This window comes from Nitratireductor sp. GCM10026969 (assembly GCF_042660605.1).
Classification (GTDB): domain Bacteria; phylum Pseudomonadota; class Alphaproteobacteria; order Rhizobiales; family Rhizobiaceae; genus Chelativorans.
In genome coordinates, this window is record NZ_JBHSUM010000013.1 from 1 (window position 1) to 21,971 (window position 21,971).

The following is a 21,971-nucleotide window of genomic DNA, read 5'->3' on the forward strand; positions in this document are numbered from 1 at the left end:
GCCCGCCTGCCGGGCGGAAATCCGCAAGCGGGCCGGCATCGATCGGACATTCCTCGGCCGCGCGGCCGCCATCCGTGCCGGGCGGCGGCGGCGCTTCACGCCAGACGCGCACATCGAGGCCGTTTTCCGCCAGGAGCCGCGCGACGACGTAACCGTCTCCGCCATTGTTGCCCGGTCCGCACAGGATGTCGTAGCCGGCAGCGTCGGTGAAGCGCGACAGGATCTCGGCCGCCACGGCCGCCCCGGCATTCAGCATGAGCCGGTAACTGTCGCCGTCTTCCGCCGCTAGCCGGTCGGCGATCGCCATTTCGTCGGGCCGGAGAAGCTCGTGCATGAAAAATCATCCCTCAAAAAACATGGGGAGGGATATTGGCGCGCCCCGGCGCTCAGGTAAATGGCGCCATGCCATGCTCATTCCTTTTGCACCGTGCACATTATTTGATCACGCGTTAGAGTGGGCCTGCCGCGCCCGTCTCGCGCGTCGGAGAGATATGCGCGAGGGGTGCCGCCATTCAGACGCCGCCTGAAGGTGGGAAGAGGCGGAATACGGCCCCTCCCGCCGGTTGGCATGGTTCGTGCATATGAAGAGGCGAGCGGGGGGCGCACCCTGCTTTCAAGCAATCGGAGGCCGCCGAAACATGAAGAAGATCGAGGCGATCATCAAACCGTTCAAACTCGACGAAGTGAAGGAAGCGCTTCAGGAAGTCGGGTTGCAGGGCATTACCGTCACCGAGGCCAAGGGCTTCGGGCGGCAGAAAGGCCACACGGAACTCTATCGGGGCGCCGAGTATGTCGTGGATTTCCTGCCGAAGGTGAAGATCGAGGTGGTGCTTTCCGACGACATGGTCGACGCGGCGGTAGATGCCATCCGCAAGGCCGCGCAGACGGGACGGATCGGCGACGGGAAGATTTTCATCACCAATGTCGAGGAAGTCATCCGCATCCGGACGGGCGAAACCGGCCCCGATGCGGTTTGAACCGACCGGCACCGATTGTAGCAATGTGTCAAAGGACAGGATCTGAAAGAAGATGACGACAGCACAGGATATTTTGAAGCAGATCAAGGACAACGACGTGAAATTCGTCGATCTGCGCTTCACCGATCCCAAGGGCAAGCTGCAGCACGTGACGATGGATGTCGTGGCGGTCGACGAGGACATGTTCGCCGACGGCGTCATGTTCGACGGCTCCTCGATCGCCGGTTGGAAGGCGATCAACGAATCCGACATGGTGCTGATGCCGGAGCCTGAGACGGCCCATATGGACCCGTTCTTCGCCCAGTCGACGATGGCCATCGTCTGCGACATCCTCGACCCCGTCTCCGGCGAGGCCTATGGCCGCGACCCGCGCGGCACCGCGAAGAAGGCTGAAGCCTATGTGCGGGCGGAAGGCATCGGCGACCAGGTCTTCGTCGGTCCCGAAGCCGAATTCTTCATTTTCGACGACGTGAAATTCAAGGCCGATCCCTACAACACCGGCTTCAAGCTCGACTCGACCGAGCTTCCCTCCAACGACGACACGGACTACGAGACGGGCAATCTCGGCCACCGTCCGCGCACCAAGGGTGGCTATTTCCCCGTCCCGCCGGTCGACTCGTGCCAGGACATGCGCTCGGAAATGCTGACGGTGCTCACCGAAATGGGCGTCGTCGTCGAGAAGCATCACCACGAGGTCGCCGCCGCCCAGCACGAGCTCGGCATGAAGTTCGACACGCTGACGCGCAACGCCGACAAGCTGCAGATCTACAAGTACGTCGTCCACCAGGTGGCCAATGCCTACGGCAAGACGGCGACTTTCATGCCCAAGCCCGTCTATGGCGACAACGGCTCCGGCATGCATGTCCACCAGTCCATCTGGAAGGACGGCAAGCCGACCTTCGCCGGCAATGAATATGCCGGATTGTCGGAGACCTGCCTCTATTACATCGGCGGCGTCATCAAGCATGCCCGGGCCATCAACGCCTTCACCAACCCGTCCACCAACTCCTACAAGCGTCTGGTGCCGGGCTTCGAGGCGCCGGTCCTGCTTGCCTATTCGGCACGCAACCGTTCGGCTTCCTGCCGCATTCCCTTCGGCTCCTCGCCGAAGTCCAAGCGCGTGGAAGTGCGTTTCCCCGACGCGATGGCAAACCCCTATCTCGCCTTCGCGGCCATGCTGATGGCCGGCCTCGATGGTATCAAGAACAAGATCCATCCGGGCCAGGCCATGGACAAGGATCTCTACGACCTGCCGGCAAAGGAGTTGAAGGAGGTTCCGACCGTCAGCGGCTCGCTGCGTGAGGCGCTGATGAACCTTGACCAGGACCGCGCCTTCCTGAAGGCCGGCGGCGTGTTCGACGACGACCAGATCGACGCCTACATCGAGCTGAAGATGGCAGAGGTGCTGCGCTTCGAGATGACCCCGCATCCGGTCGAGTTCGACATGTACTACTCCGCCTAAAGGCGGCGATCCGCTCATATTGGGGGGCGGCAGCAAACCCCAGGCCTTTTGGGCCCGGGGTTTTTTGATGCGCGGAGGAAGGCGTTTACATCACACCGGCCGACCAGCCGACGATCTCGCCGGCCGCGCTCTGGAAGGCCCGGTTGAGCGCGGCAACGAAGACTTGCGCGCCGCTGCCGGCAACCGGCTCGGTGGCGGTGAAATCTCGCGAGGCGCGCACGACGCCGTTGCGGTCGTTGAGCACGCGTGCGTTGATTTCCACCCACGCCTGGTCACGGCCGGGCCCGAGCCTTATTTCGAAGGCGCGAATCTCGAGGATGATCTGGTAGTCGATGGCAAGACCGTCACCCGGACGGCCGACGCCGCCGAAACGGCCCGAGTCCTGATAGGCCTCGATCATTCTCGCCTGAACGAGCTTCGGAAGCCGGTCCGACCATCGGGCGCCGCCCAGCAGCTGCACCGCGCCGTCCGCCGTACGGATCACCAGATCCTCGCCGTCGAGCAGCCGCAGGGCGGCGGGCTCGGGCACGAGGATCTGCGTGCGGCTCAAGCGCCTGCCCTCGGTGGGCGGCATGGGCGCGCTGATCTCGTAGGCGTCGATCGGCGCCGGCCCGAATCCGGGGACAAGGGCACATCCGCTGAGCAGGGATCCGGCGAGAGCGAGCCCGCAAAGTGATAGCTTCATACGCAACGAAAAGCTCCCGACGGACTGCCCCACTCGTTCCGGTTACTTCTTGCGAAGCCGGCACACGCTTGTCAACGCCGGTTGCGGCCGTCGTAACGGCGAATCGAGCCCTCGCCGCCGGTTATGATGCGCTGCGGATTCTGTTCGAACTGCGTGATGGCGCTTTCGATCCGGCTGATGGACCGGCGGCTCTCGTTGACCAGTGCCTCGATGTCGCGCAGGCCTTGACCGGAAAAGCGGGCAAGCCCGTCGGTGATTGGGCCGACACGGGACTGCAGCGTCTCGGCAACCTCGCGGAACGATTGCAACGTCGCCCGCGCTTCGGCGACGAGATCGTTGCCGTCTCCCGAATCCAGCATGTTGTCGACCTTGGTCAGAACGCCGTCCACGCGCACGGACGCCTGATTAAGTCGGCTCGCCAACTCCCTGGCATCGCTGATGAATTGGTCGATGTCCTCTTCCCGCTCGCTGATCGTCTCGCTGACCCTGGCGATGTCGGCGGAAGCCCGGTCGATCGACGAGCTCGCCTGCTCGAAGTTGCGCACGGCGTCGGCGACAGTCTGTGGATCGACCCCCTCGACGATGTTATCGACCCTGTCGATGGTCTGGTTTGCCTTTTGCGAGAATGAGTTGATCGAGGCAACGGCCTCGTCGACGCCGGCGACGATCGTGTCCAGTTGGTCGCTCGCGCTGGATAGGCGTTGAGTGAAGTTGTCTACATTTTCGAGAATCTCGGCAACCCGGTTCCTATCCACAGAATTTATGAGTTGCTCGGCGGCGGCAAGCGTGGAATCGAGACGACCGGAAACCTCCGAGATCGTCTGCGACAGTCCGCTTACATTCTCCAGGAAGGTGTCGATTCCGTCGGCGTTGCGCGCCAGCCCGTCGGAAAAGCGCTCGACGTTCTGAAAGGTATTGATCAGGGGCTCTCCGGCATCCTCGACGAATCCCTCGAGGCGCCCGATCACCGAATCGGCCCGCGTAAGCAGGCTCTGCGTCGTCTGCAGCAGGTTGGCGATAGGCGACGGGGTGGCCATTATCACGGTGATCTCGCCCTGCTCCTCCGCGAGGTCGAGAAGATTGGGCTCGCCCGGGTCACCGCCCGACAGCTCGATATTGGCCTGCCCCGTCAGCCCGGCCAGGCCCACATCGGCCCTGGTCGAACGGGTGATCGGCGTCGACCGCCGAACGACCGCATCGGCGATGGCTACGCTCGGATTGTTGACATCCAGATGGACGCGGTTGACGTCACCCACCTTCACCCCGTTGAACAAGACCGCGCTGCCGGGACCGAGACCGGCGGCGGAGCCGGGGATGCGAAACTGGATCGGCGCGGTGGCGCCGCGATCTCCGAAGCCGGCAGTCCAGTAGATGAAGGCAAAGGCGGCGAGAATGGCCAAGACCGTGAAGAGACCGACGATGACGTAATTGGCTCTGGTTTCCATGTACTACCGTTCTCTCGATCCGCCTTCGGCTGGGACGATGCGCCGTGCGCGCTTGCCCCTGAAATAGGACTTCACCCACGGCTCCTCGCTGCGCATCATGTCTTCCACGGTACCTTCCACGAGGACCCGCTTCTTGCCAAGCACCGCAATGCGGTCGCATACGGTGAGCAAGCTGTCGAGGTCGTGTGTGACCATGTAGACCGTCAGGCCCATCGTATCACGCATCTTCGCCACAAGTTCGTCGAACTCGGCCGCACCGATGGGGTCGAGACCCGAGGTGGGCTCATCCAGGAACACGATGTCGGGATCGAGCGCCAGCGCCCTCGCCAGGGCCGCACGCTTGATCATGCCGCCGGACAGTTCCGAGGGATACTTGTTCGCCGCGTCACGCGGCAGCCCCACGAGCTCGATCTTGAGCAGCGCCAGTTCGTCCATCAGCCTGCGCGGCAGGTCGATGTATTCGCGCATGGGCACCTGGATGTTCTCCAGCACCGTCAGCGCGGAAAACAGTGCACCCTGCTGGAACAGGACCCCCTGGCGCATGTCGATCAGCAGGCGCTCCTCATCGTCGACCTTCGACAAGTCTTTGCCGAACAGGCGTATCGTTCCGCCCGCCTTCGGCACCAACCCCAGGATGGTGCGCAACAGCACCGACTTGCCGGCGCCCGACGCACCCACGAAACCGAGGATTTCGCCGCGATAGACATCGAGGGATAGATCTTCCAGCACGGTCGTCGTGCCGAAGCGCACGGTCACGTCCTCCGCACGCAGGATGACCTCGCGCTCTCTGGCGTCCCCGGAAGCGCCCTGTCCTTGGAGTTCCGCCGTCATCAGAAATCGATCGCCGCGTAAAAAATGGCGAAGACGCCGTCGACGACGATGACGATGAAGATCGCCTTGACCACCGACGCCGTGACGTGGGTTCCCAGCGACTCGGCGCTGCCGCCCACCTTCATACCCTCGACCGAGGCGATGATACCGATGATCATGGCCATGAAAGGTGCCTTTATCAGTCCCGCGAAGACGCTGGTCAGGTCGATTGCGCCCCGCAACCGGTCGATGAAGGCGGCCGGGGCAATGCCGGAATAGAGCCAGGCCACGCCCATGGCGCCGCCGAGTGCTGCGAAGTTGGCGATGATGGTGAGGCACGGCACGGCAATGACCAGCGCAACGAGGCGTGGAAAGACAAGGACGCCGATCGGATTGAGCCCGATCACGGTCAGTGCATCGACCTCCTCGCGCATCTTCATGGAGCCGATTTCAGCCGTGATCGCGCTGCCGGACCGGCCGGCGATCATGATGGCCGTCATGAGCACACCGAGTTCCCGCATAACGAGGATTCCCACCAGGTCCACGACGAAGATCTCGGCGCCGAAATAGCGCAGCTGGAACGCACCCTGCTGGGCGATGATGGCACCGACGATGGCGGACATGAGGACGATGATGGGAATGGCGCCCACGCCCATACGGTCGATCTGGCTGGTAATGGCGGCGGGATTGACGGCATGCTTACGCCCCAGCTTCATTTGCGCGCCGCTGATGGTGGCACCCAGGATGTTCAGGCCGTAGAGGATGTCGTCGCGTATGTCGTAGACGGAGCGACCTAGGTTCGCCAGGATGCGGACGATCAGGAAGCGGCGCCGCTCTTCCGCCGGGGGCTCAGGCTCCTCGGCGACCGGCTCGACCGCCGCAAGCAGGACCTTGGCCGCCTCCGTTTCTCCCGAAACCTCGGTCACCGCGCCGCGGTGCTGCTGATCGGCGATGAGCCGCCCGATGAGCCATGCCCCGGCGGTGTCCAGTTGGTTGACGTCGGAAAGGTTGACGCGCAGCACTTTCACGCCCTCCCGCTTCAAAAGGTCGCGCACCTGCCGGTCGACGTCCCCGACCGTTCTGGTCGTCCAGTTGCCCGCAAGACGGCAGTCGAGGACGCCCTCCCCGTTCTCCGCCAGGTTGATGCGCGGCCGGTCCGTATCGTCCTGCCCGCTCCTGCCGCGTGCTTGCCTCAATGCTCCGAACACCATAAGCACCATCCATAGAGTGGAGCGACCGCGAAAGAAACCGCTTTTACCGGCAGAACGCGGGTATAGTGGCCGGCAGCGATTTTGTATCCGAGGTGTTCATGACGCGCACGCTGACTGTCAAGATCGAAAGCTTTCCCATCGCCGGGGTCTTCCGCATCGCCCGGGGCGCGAAAACGGAAGCCGCGGTCGTCACCTGCATGATCGGCGAGGCCGGTGCGATCGGCCGTGGCGAATGCGTGCCTTATGCCCGGTACGGCGAAAGCATGGAGAGCGTCTTCGCACAGATCGAGACGATGCGCGGCGAGATCGCCGAAGGGATCGACCGGCAGGCGCTGATGGAGCGCATGCCTGCAGGCGCGGCGCGTAACGCCGTGGACTGTGCCCTTTGGGACCTGGAGGCCAAGCGAACCGGCCGGCGGGTCGAGGATCTCGTCTGCGTCGCGCCTCCGGCTCCTCTCGTCACCGCCCAAACCGTTTCGCTCGGCACGCCGGAGGAGATGGCTGCCCAGGCGCGTGACAGCGCCGGCCCGCTCCTTAAGATCAAGGTCGGCGCCGAGAACGACGCGGCGCGCCTGGCCGCCGTCGCTGCCGCCGCTCCGGACAGCCGCCTGATCGTCGATGCCAATGAAGGCTGGAACGAGGCCAATCTCGAGGAGAACCTGCGCGCGGCGGCGCAAATCGACGTCGCCCTCATCGAGCAGCCGCTGCCCGCCGGCAAGGACGCGATCCTCGGCGAGATCCGCCATCCGGTTCCGATCTGCGCGGACGAGAGCCTGCATACCGCCGACGATCTGCCGAGAATCAAGGATCTTTACGACGCCGTGAACATCAAGCTCGACAAGACCGGCGGGCTCACCGGCGCCATTCTCCTGCGCGACCGGGCGCGCGAGCTCGGGCTTTCGGTGATGGTCGGCTGCATGGTCGGCACGTCGCTCGCAATGGCGCCTGCCGTCCTGCTCGCCCAGGGCGCCGATTTCGTGGATCTCGACGGGCCGTTGCTTCTCAAGCGTGATCGCATCCCGGGTCTCGTCTATGCTGATTCGCACGTCTTTCCGCCCGAGCCCGAGATGTGGGGCTGATCAGGCCGCCTCGGACACCTCTTGCCTGACACGCACCTTCGCTGGCCGGGGTTCGGCCGCGGGCGTGGCGATTCCGGTCCAGGTGACGATGTCGAAACGGCCGTCGAAATCCTCCACCAGCGCGGTGCAGCTTTCCACCCAGTCGCCGGTGTTCATGTAGTCGATCCCGTTGATCTCCTCGATCGCGGCATGGTGGATGTGTCCGCAGATCACGCCGTCGACCTCGGCGCGCGCGGCCTCCTGCGCAAGCACGTTCTGGAAGGAGCTGATGAATTTGACCGCCTTCTTCACCCGCACCTTCGCCCAGGAGGAGAAGGACCAGTAAGGTCGGCGAAAGAGGCGGCGCACGACTCCGATCAGCCGGTTCACGACGATCGCGATGTCATAGGCCTTGTCGCCGAGATAGGCGAGCCAGCGGGCGTTATGGACCACGGCATCGAACTGGTCGCCGTGTACGACGAGGAAGCGCCGCCCGTCTGCGGCCTCGTGAACGGCCCGGTCGGCCACCACGATACCGCCGAAATGCACGCCCTGAAACGACCGCAGGAACTCGTCGTGGTTGCCGGCTATGTAATAGATATTGGTACCCTTGCGCGCCTTGCGCAACAGCTTCTGCACCACGTCGTTGTGCGCCTGCGGCCAGTGCCAGGAGCGTCTGAGCCGCCAGCCGTCGACGATGTCGCCGACCAGATAGATCGTCTCGGCATCGTGATAGCGCAGGAAATCGACGAGGAATTCCGCCTTCGCCGGTCTGGAGCCGAGATGGATGTCGGAAATGAAGATGGTGCGGAAGGTGCGGGGCGCGGCAAGGGGCATCGTGTCTTCCAGACAATGTGCGGTTGCGGTCCCTATGCCCCGATTCATGTCACAACCATGTGACGGTTGCCACGCGAGGTTCCTGCGGGTAGACGATCAGGGCATCTTGCAATCGGGGGTACCGGATGGATCTCGGCATCAAAGGCAAAAACGCCATCATCTGTGCGTCGAGCCGTGGCCTGGGGCGCGGATGCGCCGTGGCGCTGGCTGCGGCCGGCTGCAACGTCGTCATCAACGGGCGTGATGAAAAGACGGTGCGGCAAACGGCACAGGAGATTCGCGACGGCTTCGGCGTCACGGTTCACGAAGTCGCCGCCGACGTGTCGAGCCAGGCGGGGCAGAAGGCCCTGCTCGAGGCCTGCCCGGAGCCGGACATTCTCGTCAACAACAATGGCGGCCCGCCGCGCCGCGATTTCCGCGCGCTTTCGCGCCAGGACATGCTCGACGGCGTGACGCAGAACATGGTCGTGCCGCTCGAGCTCATCCAGGCGACGATCGACGGCATGGCCGAGCGCGGATTCGGGCGCATCGTCAACATCACCTCGCTGTCGGTCTATATGCCGATCGGGGGTCTCGACCTGTCATCGGGCGCACGTGCGGGGCTGACAGCTTTCCTCGCCGGGGTCGCGCGCGGCTTTGCCGGCAAGAACGTCACCATCAACAACCTGCTGCCGGGCAAGATGGATACCGAACGCCTGCAGAGCGGCATCCGCTACGGCGCCGAGAAGACGGGAACCAGCTATGCGGAGCAGGCAGAGCGCCAGGCAGCGGAAGTTCCGGCCAAGCGCTTCGGCACGCCGGAGGAATTTGGCCAAGCCTGCGCCTTCCTTTGCTCGACCCATGCGGGATATATCACCGGTCAGAATCTGCTGATGGATGGCGGCCTCTATACCAGCGCCTTCTGACGATCGCTTCTGCATTCGCATCTGCCGCGAACACTCCGGAAAACGAAGGAGAAGAAATTTGAAACTCTTGCGTTTTGGCAACAAGGGCTCGGAAAAGCCCGCCGTTCTGCACAGCGACGGCACCATACGCGACGTGTCCTCGCTCGTGCAGGACTTCACGCCCGAAACGATCTCCTCGGCCCTCACGCGCATTCTGGGCTCTGCCGACCTCAACAGCCTGCCGGAAGTGCCGGCCTCGGTCCGCATCGGCGCGCCGATCTCCCGCACCGGGCATTTCATCGCCATCGGCCTCAACTACGTCGACCATGCGGAGGAAGCCGGCATGCCGGTCCCGGACGAACCGGTCGTCTTCTCGAAAGCGCCAAGTTCCCTCTCCGGCCCCGATGACGACGTCATGCTGCCCAAGGACTCGGTCAAGACCGACTGGGAGGTCGAGCTTGCCGTCGTCATCGGCGAGCGCTGCGACTACATCAGCAAGGAAGACGCGCTTTCGGCCGTCTTCGGCTATGCGATCTGCAACGACGTCTCCGAGCGCGAATACCAGGCCGAGCGCGGCGGTCAGTGGATCAAGGGCAAGAGCGCACCCACCTTCGGCCCGCTGGGGCCGTGGATCGTCACGACGGATGAGATTCCCGACCCGCAGAACCTGGACATGTTCCTGGACGTCAACGGCGAGCGGCGCCAGACCGGCAACACCAGGACGATGATCTTCACGGTGGCCGAGATCGTCTCGTATCTCTCGCGCTTCATGGTTCTGGAGCCGGGCGATGTCATCACGACCGGCACGCCCCCCGGCGTTGGGCTCGGAATGAAGCCGCAGGTCTATCTCAAGGCCGGAGACGAGATGCGCCTCGGCATTGCCGGTCTCGGCGAACAGCACCAGCGTGTGGTTACCCGCCAGTCATAATCCGGCGGAAAGGGGGAACGGTCATGGCGGAGCGCAAGGAAATGGCGGAGAAGGGTTCGGACCTCGACGAGAGCGCCCTGTTTTTCCATCGCTATCCCATCCCGGGAAAGCTGGAGATCCAACCGACAAAGCCGCTCGGTAACCAGCGCGACCTCGCACTGGCCTATTCGCCGGGCGTCGCCGCGCCTTGTCTAGCCATCAAGGACAACCCCAAAATGGCCGCCGAATACACCTCCCGTGCCAATCTGGTCGCCGTTGTGTCGAACGGCTCCGCCGTGCTCGGCCTGGGCGACATCGGGCCGCTCGCCTCCAAGCCGGTGATGGAGGGCAAGGCTGTCCTCTTTAAGAAATTCGCCGGCATCAACGTCTTCGACATCGAGGTCGATGCCAGCGAGGTCGATGCGCTGGTCAATACGGTAGCAGCGCTCGAGCCCACTTTCGGCGGAATCAATCTCGAGGACATCAAGGCGCCGGAGTGCTTCGAGGTCGAGGAGCGGCTGAAGGAGCGGATGTCCATTCCCGTCTTCCACGACGACCAGCACGGCACCGCCATTATCGTCGCCGCCGGCATCCTCAACGGACTCGAGCTTGCCGGCAAGAACATCGAATCCGCCAAGATCGTCACCTCCGGCGCGGGCGCCGCGGCGATCGCCTGCCTCAACCTCCTCGTGTCGCTCGGCGCCAAGGTCGAGAACATCTGGATTACCGACCGCCACGGCGTGGCGTATCTCGGGCGCACGGAGGAGATGGACCGCTGGAAAGAGCCATACCTGAAGGACACGGACAAGCGTGAATTGGCCGAGGTCATCGGCGGCGCGGACGTCTTCCTCGGGCTGTCGGCCGCCGGCGTCCTGAAGCCGGAAATGCTGGCCGAGATGGCGGAGAAGCCGCTGATCATGGCGCTCGCCAATCCCGTGCCAGAAATCATGCCGGAGGCTGCGCGGGAAGCCCGCCCCGACGCCATGATCTGCACGGGGCGCTCGGACTACCCGAACCAGGTCAATAATGTCCTGTGTTTCCCCTATATCTTCCGCGGCGCGCTCGACGTCGGCGCCTCTGCGATCAACGAGGAGATGAAGCGCGCCGCCGTACAGGCGATCGCCGCCCTTGCCCGGGAGGAGCCTTCCGACGTCGCCGCGCGGGCCTATTCGAGCGAAACACCCATCTTCGGTCCGGAATTCCTGATCCCCTCGCCTTTCGACCCGCGGCTGATTTTGCGCATCGCCCCGGCAGTCGCCAAGGCGGCCATGGAATCAGGCGTCGCGGCGCGGCCGATCGAGGACATGGAAGCCTATCTCGACCGGCTCAACCGCTTTGTCTTCCGCTCGGGCCTGGTGATGAAACCGGTCTTCTCCGCCGCCAAGCAGGCCGGGCGCAAGCGCGTCATCTATGCCGACGGCGAGGACGAGCGGGTGATGCGTGCCGCCCAGGTGGTGCTCGAGGAAGGCATTGCCGAGCCGATCCTGATCGGCCGGCCGAGCGTCGTGGAGACACGGCTGAAGCGCTACGGACTGAAGATCAGGCCGGGCACGGACTTCGAGATCATCAATCCCGAAGATGATCCGCGTTACCGGGCCTATGTCGACCTTCTGATCCGCATCGCCGGCCGCCGCGGCGTGACCACCGAGGTTGCACGCACACTCGTGCGCACGAACACGACGGTGATCGCCGCCCTGGCGATGATGCGCGAGGAAGCCGATGCGATGATCTGCGGCTTGGAGGGCCGCTTCGAGCGCCACTTGCGCTATGTCGACGCGATCATCGGCCGGCGCGAGGGTGTACGCGAGCTTTCCGCCCTCTCGCTCCTGATCACGCAACAGGGCGTGATGTTCTTCACCGACACCTATGTGACCGTCGATCCCTCGGCAGAAGCGATCGCCGAGACCACCATCCTGGCGGCGGAGGAGATCCGCCGTTTCGGCATCGAGCCGAAGGCCGCGCTTCTGTCCCACTCGGATTTCGGCTCGCGCGATTCAAAGAGCGCGCTGAAGATGCGCGAGGCGGTCGCCATCCTCCACCGCATGGCGCCGGACCTAGTGGCCGACGGAGAGATGCATGGCGATTGTGCCTTGTCGGAGAGCTTGCGCCAGCGGGTCTATCCGCACGCGGAACTGCAGGGCGAGGCCAACCTTCTGGTGTTCCCGAACCTTGACGCGGCGAACATCACGCTGACGACCGTCAAGGCGATGACCGATGCCCTGCATGTCGGCCCGATCCTGCTCGGCCCTGCCCGGCCGGCGCACATCCTCACCCCGTCCGTCACCTCGCGCGGTGTCGTCAACATGACGGCCATCGCCGCTGTGGAGGCCCTCCAAAGCCAAAACCGCGCCGCGGCCCTCCCGGCCACCACCTGAAAGGCAGGTCCGGCGCAATCGCGCGGCAGCCTTCACTCGCGCTGCCGCAGCTCCGCCGAGATCGCTTCGGCAACGGCGCGCTTGCGCAGATCGCGGATGACTTCGGCCCAGGCGAAGCGGATCGAGTTTTCGACGATCTCACGGTCGTAGCGCTTGAGGCTTTCCTCGATCGGCGCCCAGCGATAAAGCGCCTTCGGGCTCTCCGTGAAACAGTCGTTTCCTACCGCAAGGTTCTCCCAGAGGATCCCGTCCAGCCGGTTGGAGAAATCGACATGCCAGGAGGCAAGCATCGCTTCATCCTGGAGGTCTTCGCGGTTGGCCGCCAACCCGGCCGCAAAACATTCCTGCGCGATACGGCGCGCGGCGGCCCCTTCGAGCCGCCCATTCCGCATCACGTGCGCGCCCGCGTGCACGGCAATGTCGGACAGGCATGCGGCAAAGACATGCCGCTTGGCAATGTTGATGGACTCCACGAAGACGTCGTCCTCGAACATGCTGGGATAACGCGTCCCGATGCGCGCCTTCAGATATCCGTAAAGTTTCTTCTGGGCGACGAAAGCGGCGCGGGTGTGCGCGAAGTGGCACAGCGCCTCCACGGTCTCGATCGGCCCCGTTTCGCGGCGCACACGCAGCCGCTGAAAGATCTGGTGGGCGAACACTTCCACCCGCCTCCGCCAAGAGGTATTCCCCGCGCTGGAGGGCTCAATTCCACTGGAACTCAACGTTTTGTTCCATTTTTGCGATAAATCGCTCAAAATACACGGTGCATCATTGTGATCGCGATTCGTGTTTCTTGCAATGGTGCAAGACATCGGCTCTGTCCGCTGTCTGGAGGACTTCGGTACTGAAACCGCAGCGGAAGAGGAGGAAGATCATGTCCGCTGAAAATACCGATGTACGAGATCGCTACTGGCATAAGACCAGGAACCTGACAATTCTTGTCTTGGCACTGTGGGCGTTTTTCTCGCTTGTCATCCCCGCAATGGTCGGAACACTCGACAACGTGACATTTCTTGGCTTCCCGCTTGGGTTCTACATGATCGCGCAGGGCTCACTCATCGCCTTTGTCCTGATCATCTGGTTCCAGAACTGGCGCCAGGATGCCATCGACGATGAGTTCGGCTTCGGCGACGAGCAGTAGGGAGGAACCGGCATGGCTCTGATTCAGGGACGTTTCCTAGACAATATCGGTCGTGTCTACGGCATCTATACGGGCGGGTTCATCGCCTTCATCCTTTTGATGGCAGTCCTGGAACAACTGGGTGTCGGCGCCGACACGATCGGAATCCTGTTCGTCGGCTTCACCATAGCCATCTACGCGCTGATCGGCTGGTTGTCGCGCACGATGGAGGTCGACGCCTACTATGTGGCGGGCCGGCAGGTGCCGGCAGTCTATAACGGCATGGCCACCGCTGCCGACTGGATGTCGGGCGCCTCGTTCGTGGCGCTCGCGGGAGGAGTCTATTTCGGCGGCTATGGCTACATGGCCTTCATCATCGGATGGACGGGCGGCTACGTGCTCGTCAATTCGCTGATGGCCCCTTATCTGCGCAAGTTCGGCTGTTACACCGTGCCCGACTTCATCGGCACGCGCTATGGAGGCAATCTGGCACGCTTCTGCGCGGTGGTAGTGCTGGTCGTTGCCTCCTTCACCTATGTGACGGCGCAGATCAACGCGACGGGAACCATCGCGGCACGCGCCCTGCATATCCCCTTCTCATGGGGCGTGTGGTTCGGACTTCTGGGCATCCTGCTGTGCTCGATGCTGGGTGGCATGCGCGCGGTGACCTGGACGCAGGTGGCGCAGTATATCGTGCTGATCATCGCCTATCTGGTGCCGGTGATCTGGATGTCCAACGTGCAGGGCTTCGGGATCGTTCCGCACTTCACCTATGGCGAGGCGGCCGCCAACATGGCGCAATTCGAGGCGCAATACGGGCTCAACCCGCCGGCCGAAGAGATACCGGGACTGTCGGTTCTGACGACACCGCATACCGGTCCCGTCGGCGAACTGGCTCAGTGGAAGTTCATAACCCTGGCACTGTGCATGATGGCGGGAACGGCGTCGCTGCCGCACATCCTGATGCGCTACTTCACGACACCTTCGGTGCGTGCGGCACGCAAATCGGTGGGCTGGTCGCTGCTGTTCATCTTCCTGCTCTATTTCACGGCGCCCGCGCTCGCCACGCTCACCAAGCTGCAGCTTCTCGATCCCAGCCTGCCGACGGCCATCATCGGCAAATCATTCGACGAGGTCGCCTCGCTCGCCTGGATCCAGAACTGGTCCAGCGTGGGCTTCCTGGCAATCGCCGACCAGAACGGGGACAATATCCTGCAGCTCAACGAGTTCTTCATGCGGCCGGATATCGTCGTTCTGGCGACACCGGAGATTGCCGGTCTCCCCTATGTCATCTCCGGCCTGGTGGCCGCCGGTGGCATGGCGGCGGCGATGTCGACGGCGGACGGCCTGCTTCTGGCCATCGCCAACGCGCTCAGCCACGATCTCTACTACAAGATGATCGATCCGAGGGCCGATACCTCGGTCCGGCTGATCGTCGCGCGCATCCTGTTGCTCGGCATCGGCGCGCTGGGTGCGCTGATTGCCTCTCTGCAACTGACCGGCATTCTGGGCGCGGTGGCATGGGCGTTCTGCTTCGCCTGCTCGGGCCTGTTCTTCCCGCTCATGCTGGGCGTGTGGTGGCGAAGAGCCAACCGGGAGGGTGCGATAGCAGGGATGATCGCCGGCTTCGTCGCCGGGACCGCCTACCTCTACTACGTCTACAATGGGGGAACGCCCTGGCTCGGCCTGGATCACCTGCGCTTCGGCATCGTTGGCATGGCAGCGAGCCTGACCGCCATGGTCGTCGTGACGCTTCTGACCCCAGCCCCGGACGAGGAGATCCAGCGCATGGTCGACGACACCCGCGTTCCCGTCGGCCCGCCGATTCTTGGGGCGGCGCACTGACCGGACTGTTGCCAGAATCACCGGGGGCGGGACATTCTCCCGCCCCCGGCACGTGGATGGAGCGGAACTGATCGATGCAGGATGCGCTGGCTGCCCACCCGGTCTGGGTGATCGTCGTCGACTATGTTTTGGGCGCGATTATGTGGACGTTGATCGGGCGGGCGGCGATGAACATCTTCCTGCCCGAGGATTCGAGCTTCTTCTTCATGCGCTTCTTCGTGCGCGCGACCGAACCGGTCCTGCGCCTCTTCCGGCCGGTCACGCCCGGTTTCCTGATCGACTTTCTGGTGCCGATCTACGTGGCGTGGTTCTTCTTCATGATCCGCTTTTATCTGATGCCCTGGTTGCTTGGCTATTCGGTGATGGGCATGCTGTCCTTCCCGCTGGAAAGCGAGATCGCCGCCCTGCTGTACCAGGCGTTCAACCGGTAAGCCCGGGCCGGAAGCGGTCATGGATCACGTTTGACCTCCTAACGAAGACGGCGGGCTGCTTGCAACCCATGCCCGCTTCACGGGCTAATCGTGATCGAGCGCTTCTACGAGCGCGGCCGCGCCGTGCATGTCGCGTTCGCGGGCGGTCCGGCGGGCGGTCGCTTCGGCGTCCTCCCCCCATTGGGAGATGTTCCAGTCTTCGTCGACATGCGCGGCGTTCCAGGCGGCCCCAACGTCGAGCGCCCGGGCCTCCACCGCCAGCGCCAGAAGAGCCGAACCGGTGAGCGACGTCATCACATGCATTGCGGCGATGCGCAGCGGCTCGCGGCGCGGCCGCAGATGGCTCCCGACGGCGGCGATGGTCGCGCGCGGCTGCTCCACATGCATCACGCCCTCGGCGAGCACGAAACGTGCCCCCAGCGTCTGCTCCGCCCAGTCGAGCACCGGGTCCCAGGCTTCCGCCTGAAGCGCAACGAGGCGCTCCGGCCCTTCGGCGCGATAGCACAGGAGGTCGCTCGAGGCGTAGCGCAAAATATCCTCGGCGACGGCCTGGACATCGTTGGCCACGCCGTCGATTGCCGTGTTGGCAAGGCGCGTCACCGGCATTGACATCGGATCGATATGGTCGCCCTGGGCGTCATATTCCGCCCTGACCAGACTTGCGGCCGCAGCGGTGGGCAAAACGAGTTCCGCACCCGCCGGCGTGCGCACGGCACGGCCGTCGAGCAGGATGCGATGTGCTGCGCCTTCGCCGGCCATGTCGACCTTGCCATAAAAGCGCTTGGGCAGCGGCTTGCGCATCTGCTTTTGCGCGCGGCGCATCGGATCGGGGTCGGAAAGGTGACGATGGTCGTCGAGATCGTTCAGGATATCACGCATGGCTCTCATATAGGGGATGGGCGGCGCCCCGTCACCTGACGGCGGAGAAATCAGGCCGCGGGCTCGGCGGTCGCCTCGTCAAAGCCGAGCAGGTTCCAGCTCTGTCGCATATGCGGCGGCAGGTCGGCCGTCACGTCGATGGCGCCGCGGTCGGGGTGCGGGATGACGATCCGTCGTGCATGCAGGTGCAGCCGATTCTGCATCCCGCCGGGAAAGTCCCAGTTCTGGTCCGCCTCGAAGTATTTCGGATCGCCGATGATCGGGCAGCCGAGCGCGACCGCGTGCACGCGCAGCTGATGCATGCGGCCGGTGACCGGCTCCATCTGGAGCCAGGAAAGTGCGGTACCCGCCTGCTCCACGAGGCGGTAAGACGACACGGCGTGATCGGCATCCGGCGTGCCGTGCCGCACGACCCGCATGCGGTCGCCGTCCGGGGTCTGCTCGCGCAGAAGCCAGCTGGAGATACGCCCTTCGCGCTTCTTCGGAACGCCCTTGACCAGCGCCCAGTAGATCTTCTGCGTCTCGCGGCCGCGGAAGGATTCGGTGAGCCGGACCGCCGCCAGCCGCGTGCGCGCCACCACGAGCACGCCGGACGTATCCCGGTCGAGCCGGTGGACCAGGCGCGGCTTCTCGCCCTTCCTGCTGCGCCAGGCCTCCAGCATGCCGTCCACGTGGCGGTTGATGCCGGAGCCGCCCTGCACGGCGAGGCCGGCCGGTTTATTGAAGACGAAGACCTTTTCGTCCTCATAGATGAGCATCTTGGCCAGCACCTCGCCGTCGCCCTGGTCGCGGATGGTGCGCATGGTGGTCGGTCCGGTATCCTTCCGGTCGACGGCCAGCGGCGGCACGCGGATCATCTGGCCGGGCTGCACGCGCGTGTCCGCCTTCGCCCGGCCGCCGTCCACCCGCACCTGGCCGGTACGCAGGAGCTTCTGCAACTGCCCGAAACCGAGCCCCGGATAGTGCACCTTGAACCAGCGGTCGAGCCGCATGCCGGCTTCGTCGCGTTCTACGGAGATTTGCTCTACGCCTGCCATTTCACCACCACCTTCGAGGGCGGCCATACCACTAGAGCATGCTTCTTGCGAGCCACAATCCGGCAAAGAGCGCCAGAATGGAGACGATGACGCTCACCGTAACGTAGGCCGCCGCCGGTCCCGCCGCGCCGCGCTCCCAAAGCACGGCGACATCGAGCGAGAAGGCAGAGAAGGTCGTAAAGCCGCCAAGTAACCCGGTCGCGACGAACAGGCGCAGCTCCTGCGAGGCGTTCAACTTGCGGGCCAGGATTTCGATGAACAGCCCCATGGCGAAGGAGCCGATGATGTTGACCGTCAACGTGCCCCAGGGAAACACCGCACCCAGTGCGCGTGCAGCCGCTATGTTCGTGAAGTGGCGCAGCCCCGCACCGATGGCACCGCCGGCACAGACAAGGATCAGGTGATACATCGCACTCCCGCTACACGCTCGAGGGGCTGATTCCGGCGGGTGCCGATCATCGTCCAGTTCTTGTGGAACATCCGTTTCGCACCATCGACCAGCACCGCAACGTGGAGAGCGCGACCGGCCGGAAACGCGGCCGCAAAAGCAGATCTGGGGAGCGTTCTGGATTGCTTTTCGTCATCGTTTCAAAAAATCTCTGAAAAATCACTCGTCGCGTCCCGACCTCTCGCGGCGGAGTTTCGACCAAAAGTCGAGCCGCTTGCGAATCTCGCGCTCAAACCCCCGCTCCGGGGGATCGTAGAAAATCCTCCGCCCCATGGCTTCAGGAAAATAGTCCTGACCGGAGAAAGCTTCGGGCATATCATGGTCGTATTGATATCCGCCGCCGTAGCCCGTCTCCTTCATCAGCTTGGTCGGCGCGTTGAGGATATGTTTCGGCGGCAGCAGAGATCCGTGCTCTTTCGCCGCCGCCATGGCGGCCTTGAAAGCGGTGTATGCCGCGTTGGATTTGGGCGCGGTGGCGAGATAGATGCAGGCCTGTGCCAAAGCGAGTTCGCCCTCGGGCGAGCCCAGATAATCATACGCGTCCTTCGCCGCATTGGCGACGGCGAGCGCCTGCGGATCGGCGAGGCCAATGTCCTCCACTGCCATGCGCACCAGGCGCCGGCCGATATAGAGCGGATCTTCACCGGCATCGAACATGCGCGCGAGATAGTAGAGCGCTGCGTCGGGATCGGAGCCGCGCACCGATTTGTGGAGCGCGGAGATGAGATTGTAGTGGCCGTCCTGCCCCTTGTCATAGACGGGGGCGCGGCGCTGCACGACGCGCTGCAGGGCTTCGGCGTCGAAGACCTCGCCGTCTCCCGCGGCCCGCCAGACCTCCTCTGCCAGGGTGAGAGCGGCGCGGCCGTCGCCGTCGGCCATGCGCAAAAGGACCGCCCTCGCCTCCTCGTCAAGCGGCAGCGGCCGGCCTTCCGCGCTCTCCGCGCGCTCAAGCAGGCGCTCCAGGCTGTCGCTCTCGAGCGGATGGAAATTGAGCACGCGGGCGCGCGACAAAAGCGCGGCGTTCAGCTCGAAGGACGGGTTCTCTGTGGTGGCGCCGACCAGAACCACCGTGCCGTCTTCCATGACGGGCAGGAAGGAATCCTGCTGGGCCCGGTTGAAACGATGGATTTCGTCCACGAACAGCAGTGTCTGCCGGCCCTGGCTGCGGCGAAGGCGCGCGGCCTCGAACACCTTTTTGAGATCCGCCACGCCGGAGAAGATCGCCGAGATCTGCTCAAAGGCGAGCGATGTCTCGCCGGCCAGAAGTCGTGCGACCGTGGTCTTGCCCGTTCCCGGCGGCCCCCAGAAGACGAGCGAGCCGAGCGCGCCCGAGCGGACCACGCGTGTAAGCGTGCCATCCGCGCCGGTCAGGTGCTCCTGCCCCACGACATCGTCGAGGCGTTGCGGGCGCAGGCGGTCGGCCAGCGGCTTTCCGACCTCCGGGGCGGGTGGTTCGTTGCGGTCGAAAAGGTCGCTCATATGCCGTCAAAACCGCATGGTTTGCGAGATTATGCGTCCGTTCCGGTCGATCGTGAAGCGCCACCAGCGCGTATCCGCTTCCGCCGCCCTCTGCAACTGTTCGACGCTCTCGATCTCCTCCCCATTGAGCGCACGGATGATGTCGCCCGGACGCAGGCCGATGCTGGCGGCAGGCGAGTTGCGCGCCGCCGCCACGACGACGATCCCCTTCTTGCCGATCGGCAGGTTCAACTGCTGCGCAAGCACTGGTGAAAGCGCGGCAACCCGCGCCCCGGCCAACGGCCCCTGCCCGCCTATCTGAACCTCCTCCGTCGCGGTCTCGGGCGCCCGCTCTATGGGCAGCGACAGGCGCTCGCGCCCGCCATCACGCACGATCTCGATTTCCACCGGTTCTCCGACCGGCAGCGTGGCAAGGCGATAGTCGAGCGCTTCCGGAGTATCGACCGCTTTTCCCTTCACCCCGACCACGACGTCGGCCGCCTTCAACCCCGCCCGCGCCGCCGGGCTTTCCGGCGCGACATCGGTGACCAAAGCGCCGGCGGGCCGCTCCATGCCCAACGCCTCGGCGATGTCGGGCGCAACGCGGTCGAAGCTCGCGCCGACATAGGGACGTGCGAAATGATCGGCGCCGCTTTTTGCCGCTTCCACGACAGAGCGCACGACATTGGCCGGAATGGCGAAGCCGATGCCGTTCGAACCGCCGGAGCGGCTGTAGATGGCGGTGTTGATGCCGACCACCTCGCCGCTCATATTGATCAGCGCGCCGCCGGAGTTGCCCGGATTGACGGCGGCGTCCGTCTGGATGAAGAAGCCGAAATCGGAAATGCCGCTGGGCGTGCGCGCAAGCGCGGAAACGATGCCGCTCGTGGTGGTCTGACCCACGCCGAAGGGATTGCCGATGGCAAGGACCAGGTCACCAACCTCGAGCGCTTCCGAATCCCCGAAAAGCGCGGCGGGAAACGGGTCCGCCCCCTCGATCTTCAGGACCGCCAGGTCGAGGCGCTCATCCTTGAGCAGGATCTCGCTTTCGAATTCGCGTCCGTCGGCCAGCGCCACCTTCACCTCGTCGGCTTCGCGGATCACGTGGTAGTTGGTGACGACCAGGCCGGACGGATCCACGAGAACGCCCGACCCGAGGGAGGAACGCACGCGCGGCGGCATCTGCGGAAAGGAGAAGAAGCGCTCGAAGAACGGATCCCCCATGAAAGGTGAGCGCACGTCCACCCGCGCCGAGGCATAGACATTGACCACGGCCGGCGCCGTCTCGCGCACCAGCGGTGCGAAGGAAAGCTGGATCTGGCGCTGCGAGAAGGGAACGCGCCTGGCCGGTGTCTCCGATCCGGTTTCCTGCGAGCCTGTCTGCGTACCGCGCAGAAAGTCGAGCAGCCCATTACCCCCTTCATCCGCCTGCTGGGCGAAGGCGGACGGTGGCGCACCGGCCACAAGGGCGCTCATCAGCAAGGCCGTGCAGAAGCGGACAAAGGGTACGTGTGAAACCATGGCGAATCCGTCCAGACTCCAAAACAATCGGCGCCTTTTCCCAGATGATTGTGCAGTTTAGAAGGCCGCCGCCCCCTTTCCGAAGCACCAACGAAAAAGGGGGCCGCGGCCCCCTTTGAACGATGATGCGAAACTGGTTCAGGCCGCCTCTGTTTCCTCGCCAACGCCTTCCGCCTCGGCGCGGGCGCGGTCGGCCGCACCCCTGGCGGAAGTGTCGCGGTCGACGAACTCGATCACCGCCATGGGCGCATTGTCGCCATGGCGGAAGCCCGCCTTCATGATGCGCGTATAGCCGCCGTTACGCTCCGCATAGCGCGGGGCGACCGTGTCGAACAGGCGGCCCACCAGGGCCTCGTCGCGAACAGCGGCGATCGCCCGGCGACGCGCGGCCAGGTCGCCGCGCTTGCCGAGGGTGACGAGCTTCTCCACGATGGGCCGCAGCTCCTTGGCCTTGGGCAGCGTCGTGACGATCTGCTCATGCTCGATAAGCGAGGCCGCCATGTTGGCGAACATGGCCTTGCGGTGGCTCGATGTCCTGTTCAGCTTGCGGCCGGATTTTCCGTGACGCATTGCTCTGTCTC

Annotated in this window: 22 protein-coding genes; 9 read left to right on the forward strand and 13 right to left on the reverse strand. The window is 64.2% G+C overall.

Annotation, left to right across the window (positions count from 1 at the left end):
• Positions 1-334: NAD(P)H-hydrate epimerase (locus tag ACFP9U_RS05395; protein ID WP_378619636.1), on the reverse strand; the 334-nt coding region annotated here is incomplete at its 3' end.
• A 304-nt stretch (positions 335-638) separates the two neighbouring features.
• On the opposite strand from ACFP9U_RS05395, the gene ACFP9U_RS05400 reads away from it, so the two are divergent.
• Together ACFP9U_RS05400 and glnA are read left to right on the forward strand one after the other, a co-directional pair.
• The gene (locus ACFP9U_RS05400; protein WP_378619638.1) at positions 639-977 is read left to right on the forward strand and encodes a P-II family nitrogen regulator; all 339 of its coding nucleotides are present in this window, start codon (positions 639-641) and stop codon (positions 975-977) included.
• Between the two features lie 52 nt (positions 978-1,029).
• The gene (gene glnA, locus ACFP9U_RS05405) at positions 1,030-2,439 is read left to right on the forward strand and encodes a type I glutamate--ammonia ligase (RefSeq protein WP_322451461.1); all 1,410 of its coding nucleotides are present in this window, start codon (positions 1,030-1,032) and stop codon (positions 2,437-2,439) included.
• Positions 2,440-2,524: 85 nt separating this feature from the next.
• On the opposite strand, the gene ACFP9U_RS05410 is transcribed toward glnA, so the two are convergent.
• The 4 genes from ACFP9U_RS05410 to ACFP9U_RS05425 all read right to left on the reverse strand — a co-directional run bounded on the left by ACFP9U_RS05410 (position 2,525) and on the right by ACFP9U_RS05425 (position 6,590).
• On the reverse strand, positions 2,525-3,124 hold the full coding sequence (locus tag ACFP9U_RS05410; protein WP_378619640.1) for an ABC-type transport auxiliary lipoprotein family protein: 600 nt from the start codon (positions 3,122-3,124) through the stop codon (positions 2,525-2,527).
• Positions 3,125-3,195: 71 nt separating this feature from the next.
• Positions 3,196-4,569: an MlaD family protein gene (locus ACFP9U_RS05415; RefSeq protein ID WP_378619641.1), complete on the reverse strand. Its 1,374-nt coding sequence runs from the start codon at positions 4,567-4,569 to the stop codon at positions 3,196-3,198.
• 3 nt (positions 4,570-4,572) lie between these two features.
• Entirely contained in the window at positions 4,573-5,400 is an 828-nt protein-coding gene (locus ACFP9U_RS05420; RefSeq protein ID WP_378619643.1) for an ABC transporter ATP-binding protein, read from the reverse strand.
• On the reverse strand, positions 5,400-6,590 hold the full coding sequence (locus ACFP9U_RS05425; RefSeq protein WP_378619644.1) for an ABC transporter permease: 1,191 nt from the start codon (positions 6,588-6,590) through the stop codon (positions 5,400-5,402). Before ACFP9U_RS05425 ends, ACFP9U_RS05420 begins: the two co-directional genes overlap by 1 nt.
• Positions 6,591-6,688: 98 nt before the next feature.
• Between ACFP9U_RS05425 and dgcA the strand changes: the two genes are divergently transcribed.
• Complete coding sequence (gene dgcA, locus ACFP9U_RS05430) at positions 6,689-7,669, forward strand: N-acetyl-D-Glu racemase DgcA (protein WP_378619645.1); 981 nt, start codon at positions 6,689-6,691, stop codon at positions 7,667-7,669.
• Here the strand turns inward: dgcA and ACFP9U_RS05435 are convergent, their stop codons facing one another.
• Positions 7,670-8,485, reverse strand: coding sequence for a UDP-2,3-diacylglucosamine diphosphatase (locus ACFP9U_RS05435; protein ID WP_378619646.1), 816 nt, complete (start codon positions 8,483-8,485; stop codon positions 7,670-7,672).
• A gap of 125 nt (positions 8,486-8,610) precedes the next feature.
• On the opposite strand from ACFP9U_RS05435, the gene ACFP9U_RS05440 reads away from it, so the two are divergent.
• Genes ACFP9U_RS05440 through ACFP9U_RS05450 form a run of 3 tightly spaced genes read left to right on the forward strand, consistent with a single transcriptional unit; the run spans position 8,611 to position 12,651 of the window.
• Positions 8,611-9,390 carry an SDR family oxidoreductase gene (locus ACFP9U_RS05440; protein ID WP_378619647.1) on the forward strand — a complete coding sequence of 260 codons (780 nt, stop codon included), beginning with the start codon at positions 8,611-8,613 and terminating at the stop codon, positions 9,388-9,390.
• Positions 9,391-9,448: 58 nt separating this feature from the next.
• Entirely contained in the window at positions 9,449-10,297 is an 849-nt protein-coding gene (locus tag ACFP9U_RS05445) for a fumarylacetoacetate hydrolase family protein (protein ID WP_378619649.1), read from the forward strand.
• A gap of 23 nt (positions 10,298-10,320) precedes the next feature.
• Positions 10,321-12,651, forward strand: coding sequence for an NADP-dependent malic enzyme (locus ACFP9U_RS05450; protein ID WP_378619651.1), 2,331 nt, complete (start codon positions 10,321-10,323; stop codon positions 12,649-12,651).
• A 32-nt stretch (positions 12,652-12,683) separates the two neighbouring features.
• On the opposite strand, the gene ACFP9U_RS05455 is transcribed toward ACFP9U_RS05450, so the two are convergent.
• Positions 12,684-13,316 carry a hypothetical protein gene (locus ACFP9U_RS05455; protein WP_378619653.1) on the reverse strand — a complete coding sequence of 211 codons (633 nt, stop codon included), beginning with the start codon at positions 13,314-13,316 and terminating at the stop codon, positions 12,684-12,686.
• A 209-nt stretch (positions 13,317-13,525) separates the two neighbouring features.
• Between ACFP9U_RS05455 and ACFP9U_RS05460 the strand changes: the two genes are divergently transcribed.
• The 3 genes from ACFP9U_RS05460 (at position 13,526) to ACFP9U_RS05470 (ending at position 16,047) form a co-directional block, all read left to right on the forward strand.
• A complete protein-coding gene (locus ACFP9U_RS05460) occupies positions 13,526-13,792 on the forward strand; it encodes a DUF4212 domain-containing protein (protein WP_378619654.1) in 267 nt (88 codons plus the stop codon).
• 12 nt (positions 13,793-13,804) lie between these two features.
• Positions 13,805-15,616 carry a sodium:solute symporter family protein gene (locus ACFP9U_RS05465; RefSeq protein ID WP_378619656.1) on the forward strand — a complete coding sequence of 604 codons (1,812 nt, stop codon included), beginning with the start codon at positions 13,805-13,807 and terminating at the stop codon, positions 15,614-15,616.
• Positions 15,617-15,690: 74 nt separating this feature from the next.
• Complete coding sequence (locus ACFP9U_RS05470) at positions 15,691-16,047, forward strand: YggT family protein (RefSeq protein ID WP_378619658.1); 357 nt, start codon at positions 15,691-15,693, stop codon at positions 16,045-16,047.
• 84 nt (positions 16,048-16,131) lie between these two features.
• Here ACFP9U_RS05470 and ACFP9U_RS05475 read toward each other — a convergent pair whose 3' ends face one another.
• The 6 genes from ACFP9U_RS05475 to rplQ form a co-directional block, all read right to left on the reverse strand.
• Complete coding sequence (locus ACFP9U_RS05475) at positions 16,132-16,926, reverse strand: ATP12 family chaperone protein (RefSeq protein WP_378619659.1); 795 nt, start codon at positions 16,924-16,926, stop codon at positions 16,132-16,134.
• 50 nt (positions 16,927-16,976) lie between these two features.
• On the reverse strand, positions 16,977-17,963 hold the full coding sequence (locus tag ACFP9U_RS05480; RefSeq protein ID WP_378619661.1) for an RluA family pseudouridine synthase: 987 nt from the start codon (positions 17,961-17,963) through the stop codon (positions 16,977-16,979).
• A 31-nt stretch (positions 17,964-17,994) separates the two neighbouring features.
• Positions 17,995-18,372 (reverse strand): fluoride efflux transporter CrcB, encoded by a 378-nt coding sequence (gene crcB / locus ACFP9U_RS05485; RefSeq protein ID WP_378619663.1) that lies wholly within the window; start codon positions 18,370-18,372, stop codon positions 17,995-17,997.
• 198 nt (positions 18,373-18,570) lie between these two features.
• The gene (locus ACFP9U_RS05490) at positions 18,571-19,890 is read right to left on the reverse strand and encodes a replication-associated recombination protein A (RefSeq protein WP_378619664.1); all 1,320 of its coding nucleotides are present in this window, start codon (positions 19,888-19,890) and stop codon (positions 18,571-18,573) included.
• A 6-nt stretch (positions 19,891-19,896) separates the two neighbouring features.
• Entirely contained in the window at positions 19,897-21,390 is a 1,494-nt protein-coding gene (locus ACFP9U_RS05495; RefSeq protein WP_378619666.1) for a DegQ family serine endoprotease, read from the reverse strand.
• Positions 21,391-21,528: 138 nt separating this feature from the next.
• A complete protein-coding gene (rplQ, locus tag ACFP9U_RS05500; protein WP_378619667.1) occupies positions 21,529-21,960 on the reverse strand; it encodes a 50S ribosomal protein L17 in 432 nt (143 codons plus the stop codon).
• Between the last annotated feature and the right edge of the window lie 11 nt (positions 21,961-21,971).

What these genes read in the sequence shown, in the direction of transcription:
- ACFP9U_RS05400 (WP_378619638.1), top strand. Translation starts at nt 639, where the DNA reads ATGAAGAAGATCGAGGCGATCATCAAACCGTTCAAACTCGACGAAGTG.
- glnA (WP_322451461.1), top strand. Translation starts at nt 1,030, where the DNA reads ATGACGACAGCACAGGATATTTTGAAGCAGATCAAGGACAACGACGTG.
- ACFP9U_RS05410 (WP_378619640.1), bottom strand. Translation starts at nt 3,124, where the DNA reads ATGAAGCTATCACTTTGCGGGCTCGCTCTCGCCGGATCCCTGCTCAGC.
- ACFP9U_RS05415 (WP_378619641.1), bottom strand. Translation starts at nt 4,569, where the DNA reads ATGGAAACCAGAGCCAATTACGTCATCGTCGGTCTCTTCACGGTCTTG.
- ACFP9U_RS05420 (WP_378619643.1), bottom strand. Translation starts at nt 5,400, where the DNA reads ATGACGGCGGAACTCCAAGGACAGGGCGCTTCCGGGGACGCCAGAGAG.
- ACFP9U_RS05425 (WP_378619644.1), bottom strand. Translation starts at nt 6,590, where the DNA reads ATGGTGTTCGGAGCATTGAGGCAAGCACGCGGCAGGAGCGGGCAGGAC.
- dgcA (WP_378619645.1), top strand. Translation starts at nt 6,689, where the DNA reads ATGACGCGCACGCTGACTGTCAAGATCGAAAGCTTTCCCATCGCCGGG.
- ACFP9U_RS05435 (WP_378619646.1), bottom strand. Translation starts at nt 8,485, where the DNA reads ATGCCCCTTGCCGCGCCCCGCACCTTCCGCACCATCTTCATTTCCGAC.
- ACFP9U_RS05440 (WP_378619647.1), top strand. Translation starts at nt 8,611, where the DNA reads ATGGATCTCGGCATCAAAGGCAAAAACGCCATCATCTGTGCGTCGAGC.
- ACFP9U_RS05450 (WP_378619651.1), top strand. Translation starts at nt 10,321, where the DNA reads ATGGCGGAGCGCAAGGAAATGGCGGAGAAGGGTTCGGACCTCGACGAG.
- ACFP9U_RS05460 (WP_378619654.1), top strand. Translation starts at nt 13,526, where the DNA reads ATGTCCGCTGAAAATACCGATGTACGAGATCGCTACTGGCATAAGACC.
- ACFP9U_RS05465 (WP_378619656.1), top strand. Translation starts at nt 13,805, where the DNA reads ATGGCTCTGATTCAGGGACGTTTCCTAGACAATATCGGTCGTGTCTAC.
- ACFP9U_RS05470 (WP_378619658.1), top strand. Translation starts at nt 15,691, where the DNA reads ATGCAGGATGCGCTGGCTGCCCACCCGGTCTGGGTGATCGTCGTCGAC.
- ACFP9U_RS05475 (WP_378619659.1), bottom strand. Translation starts at nt 16,926, where the DNA reads ATGCGTGATATCCTGAACGATCTCGACGACCATCGTCACCTTTCCGAC.
- ACFP9U_RS05480 (WP_378619661.1), bottom strand. Translation starts at nt 17,963, where the DNA reads ATGGCAGGCGTAGAGCAAATCTCCGTAGAACGCGACGAAGCCGGCATG.
- crcB (WP_378619663.1), bottom strand. Translation starts at nt 18,372, where the DNA reads ATGTATCACCTGATCCTTGTCTGTGCCGGCGGTGCCATCGGTGCGGGG.
- ACFP9U_RS05490 (WP_378619664.1), bottom strand. Translation starts at nt 19,890, where the DNA reads ATGAGCGACCTTTTCGACCGCAACGAACCACCCGCCCCGGAGGTCGGA.
- ACFP9U_RS05495 (WP_378619666.1), bottom strand. Translation starts at nt 21,390, where the DNA reads ATGGTTTCACACGTACCCTTTGTCCGCTTCTGCACGGCCTTGCTGATG.
- rplQ (WP_378619667.1), bottom strand. Translation starts at nt 21,960, where the DNA reads ATGCGTCACGGAAAATCCGGCCGCAAGCTGAACAGGACATCGAGCCAC.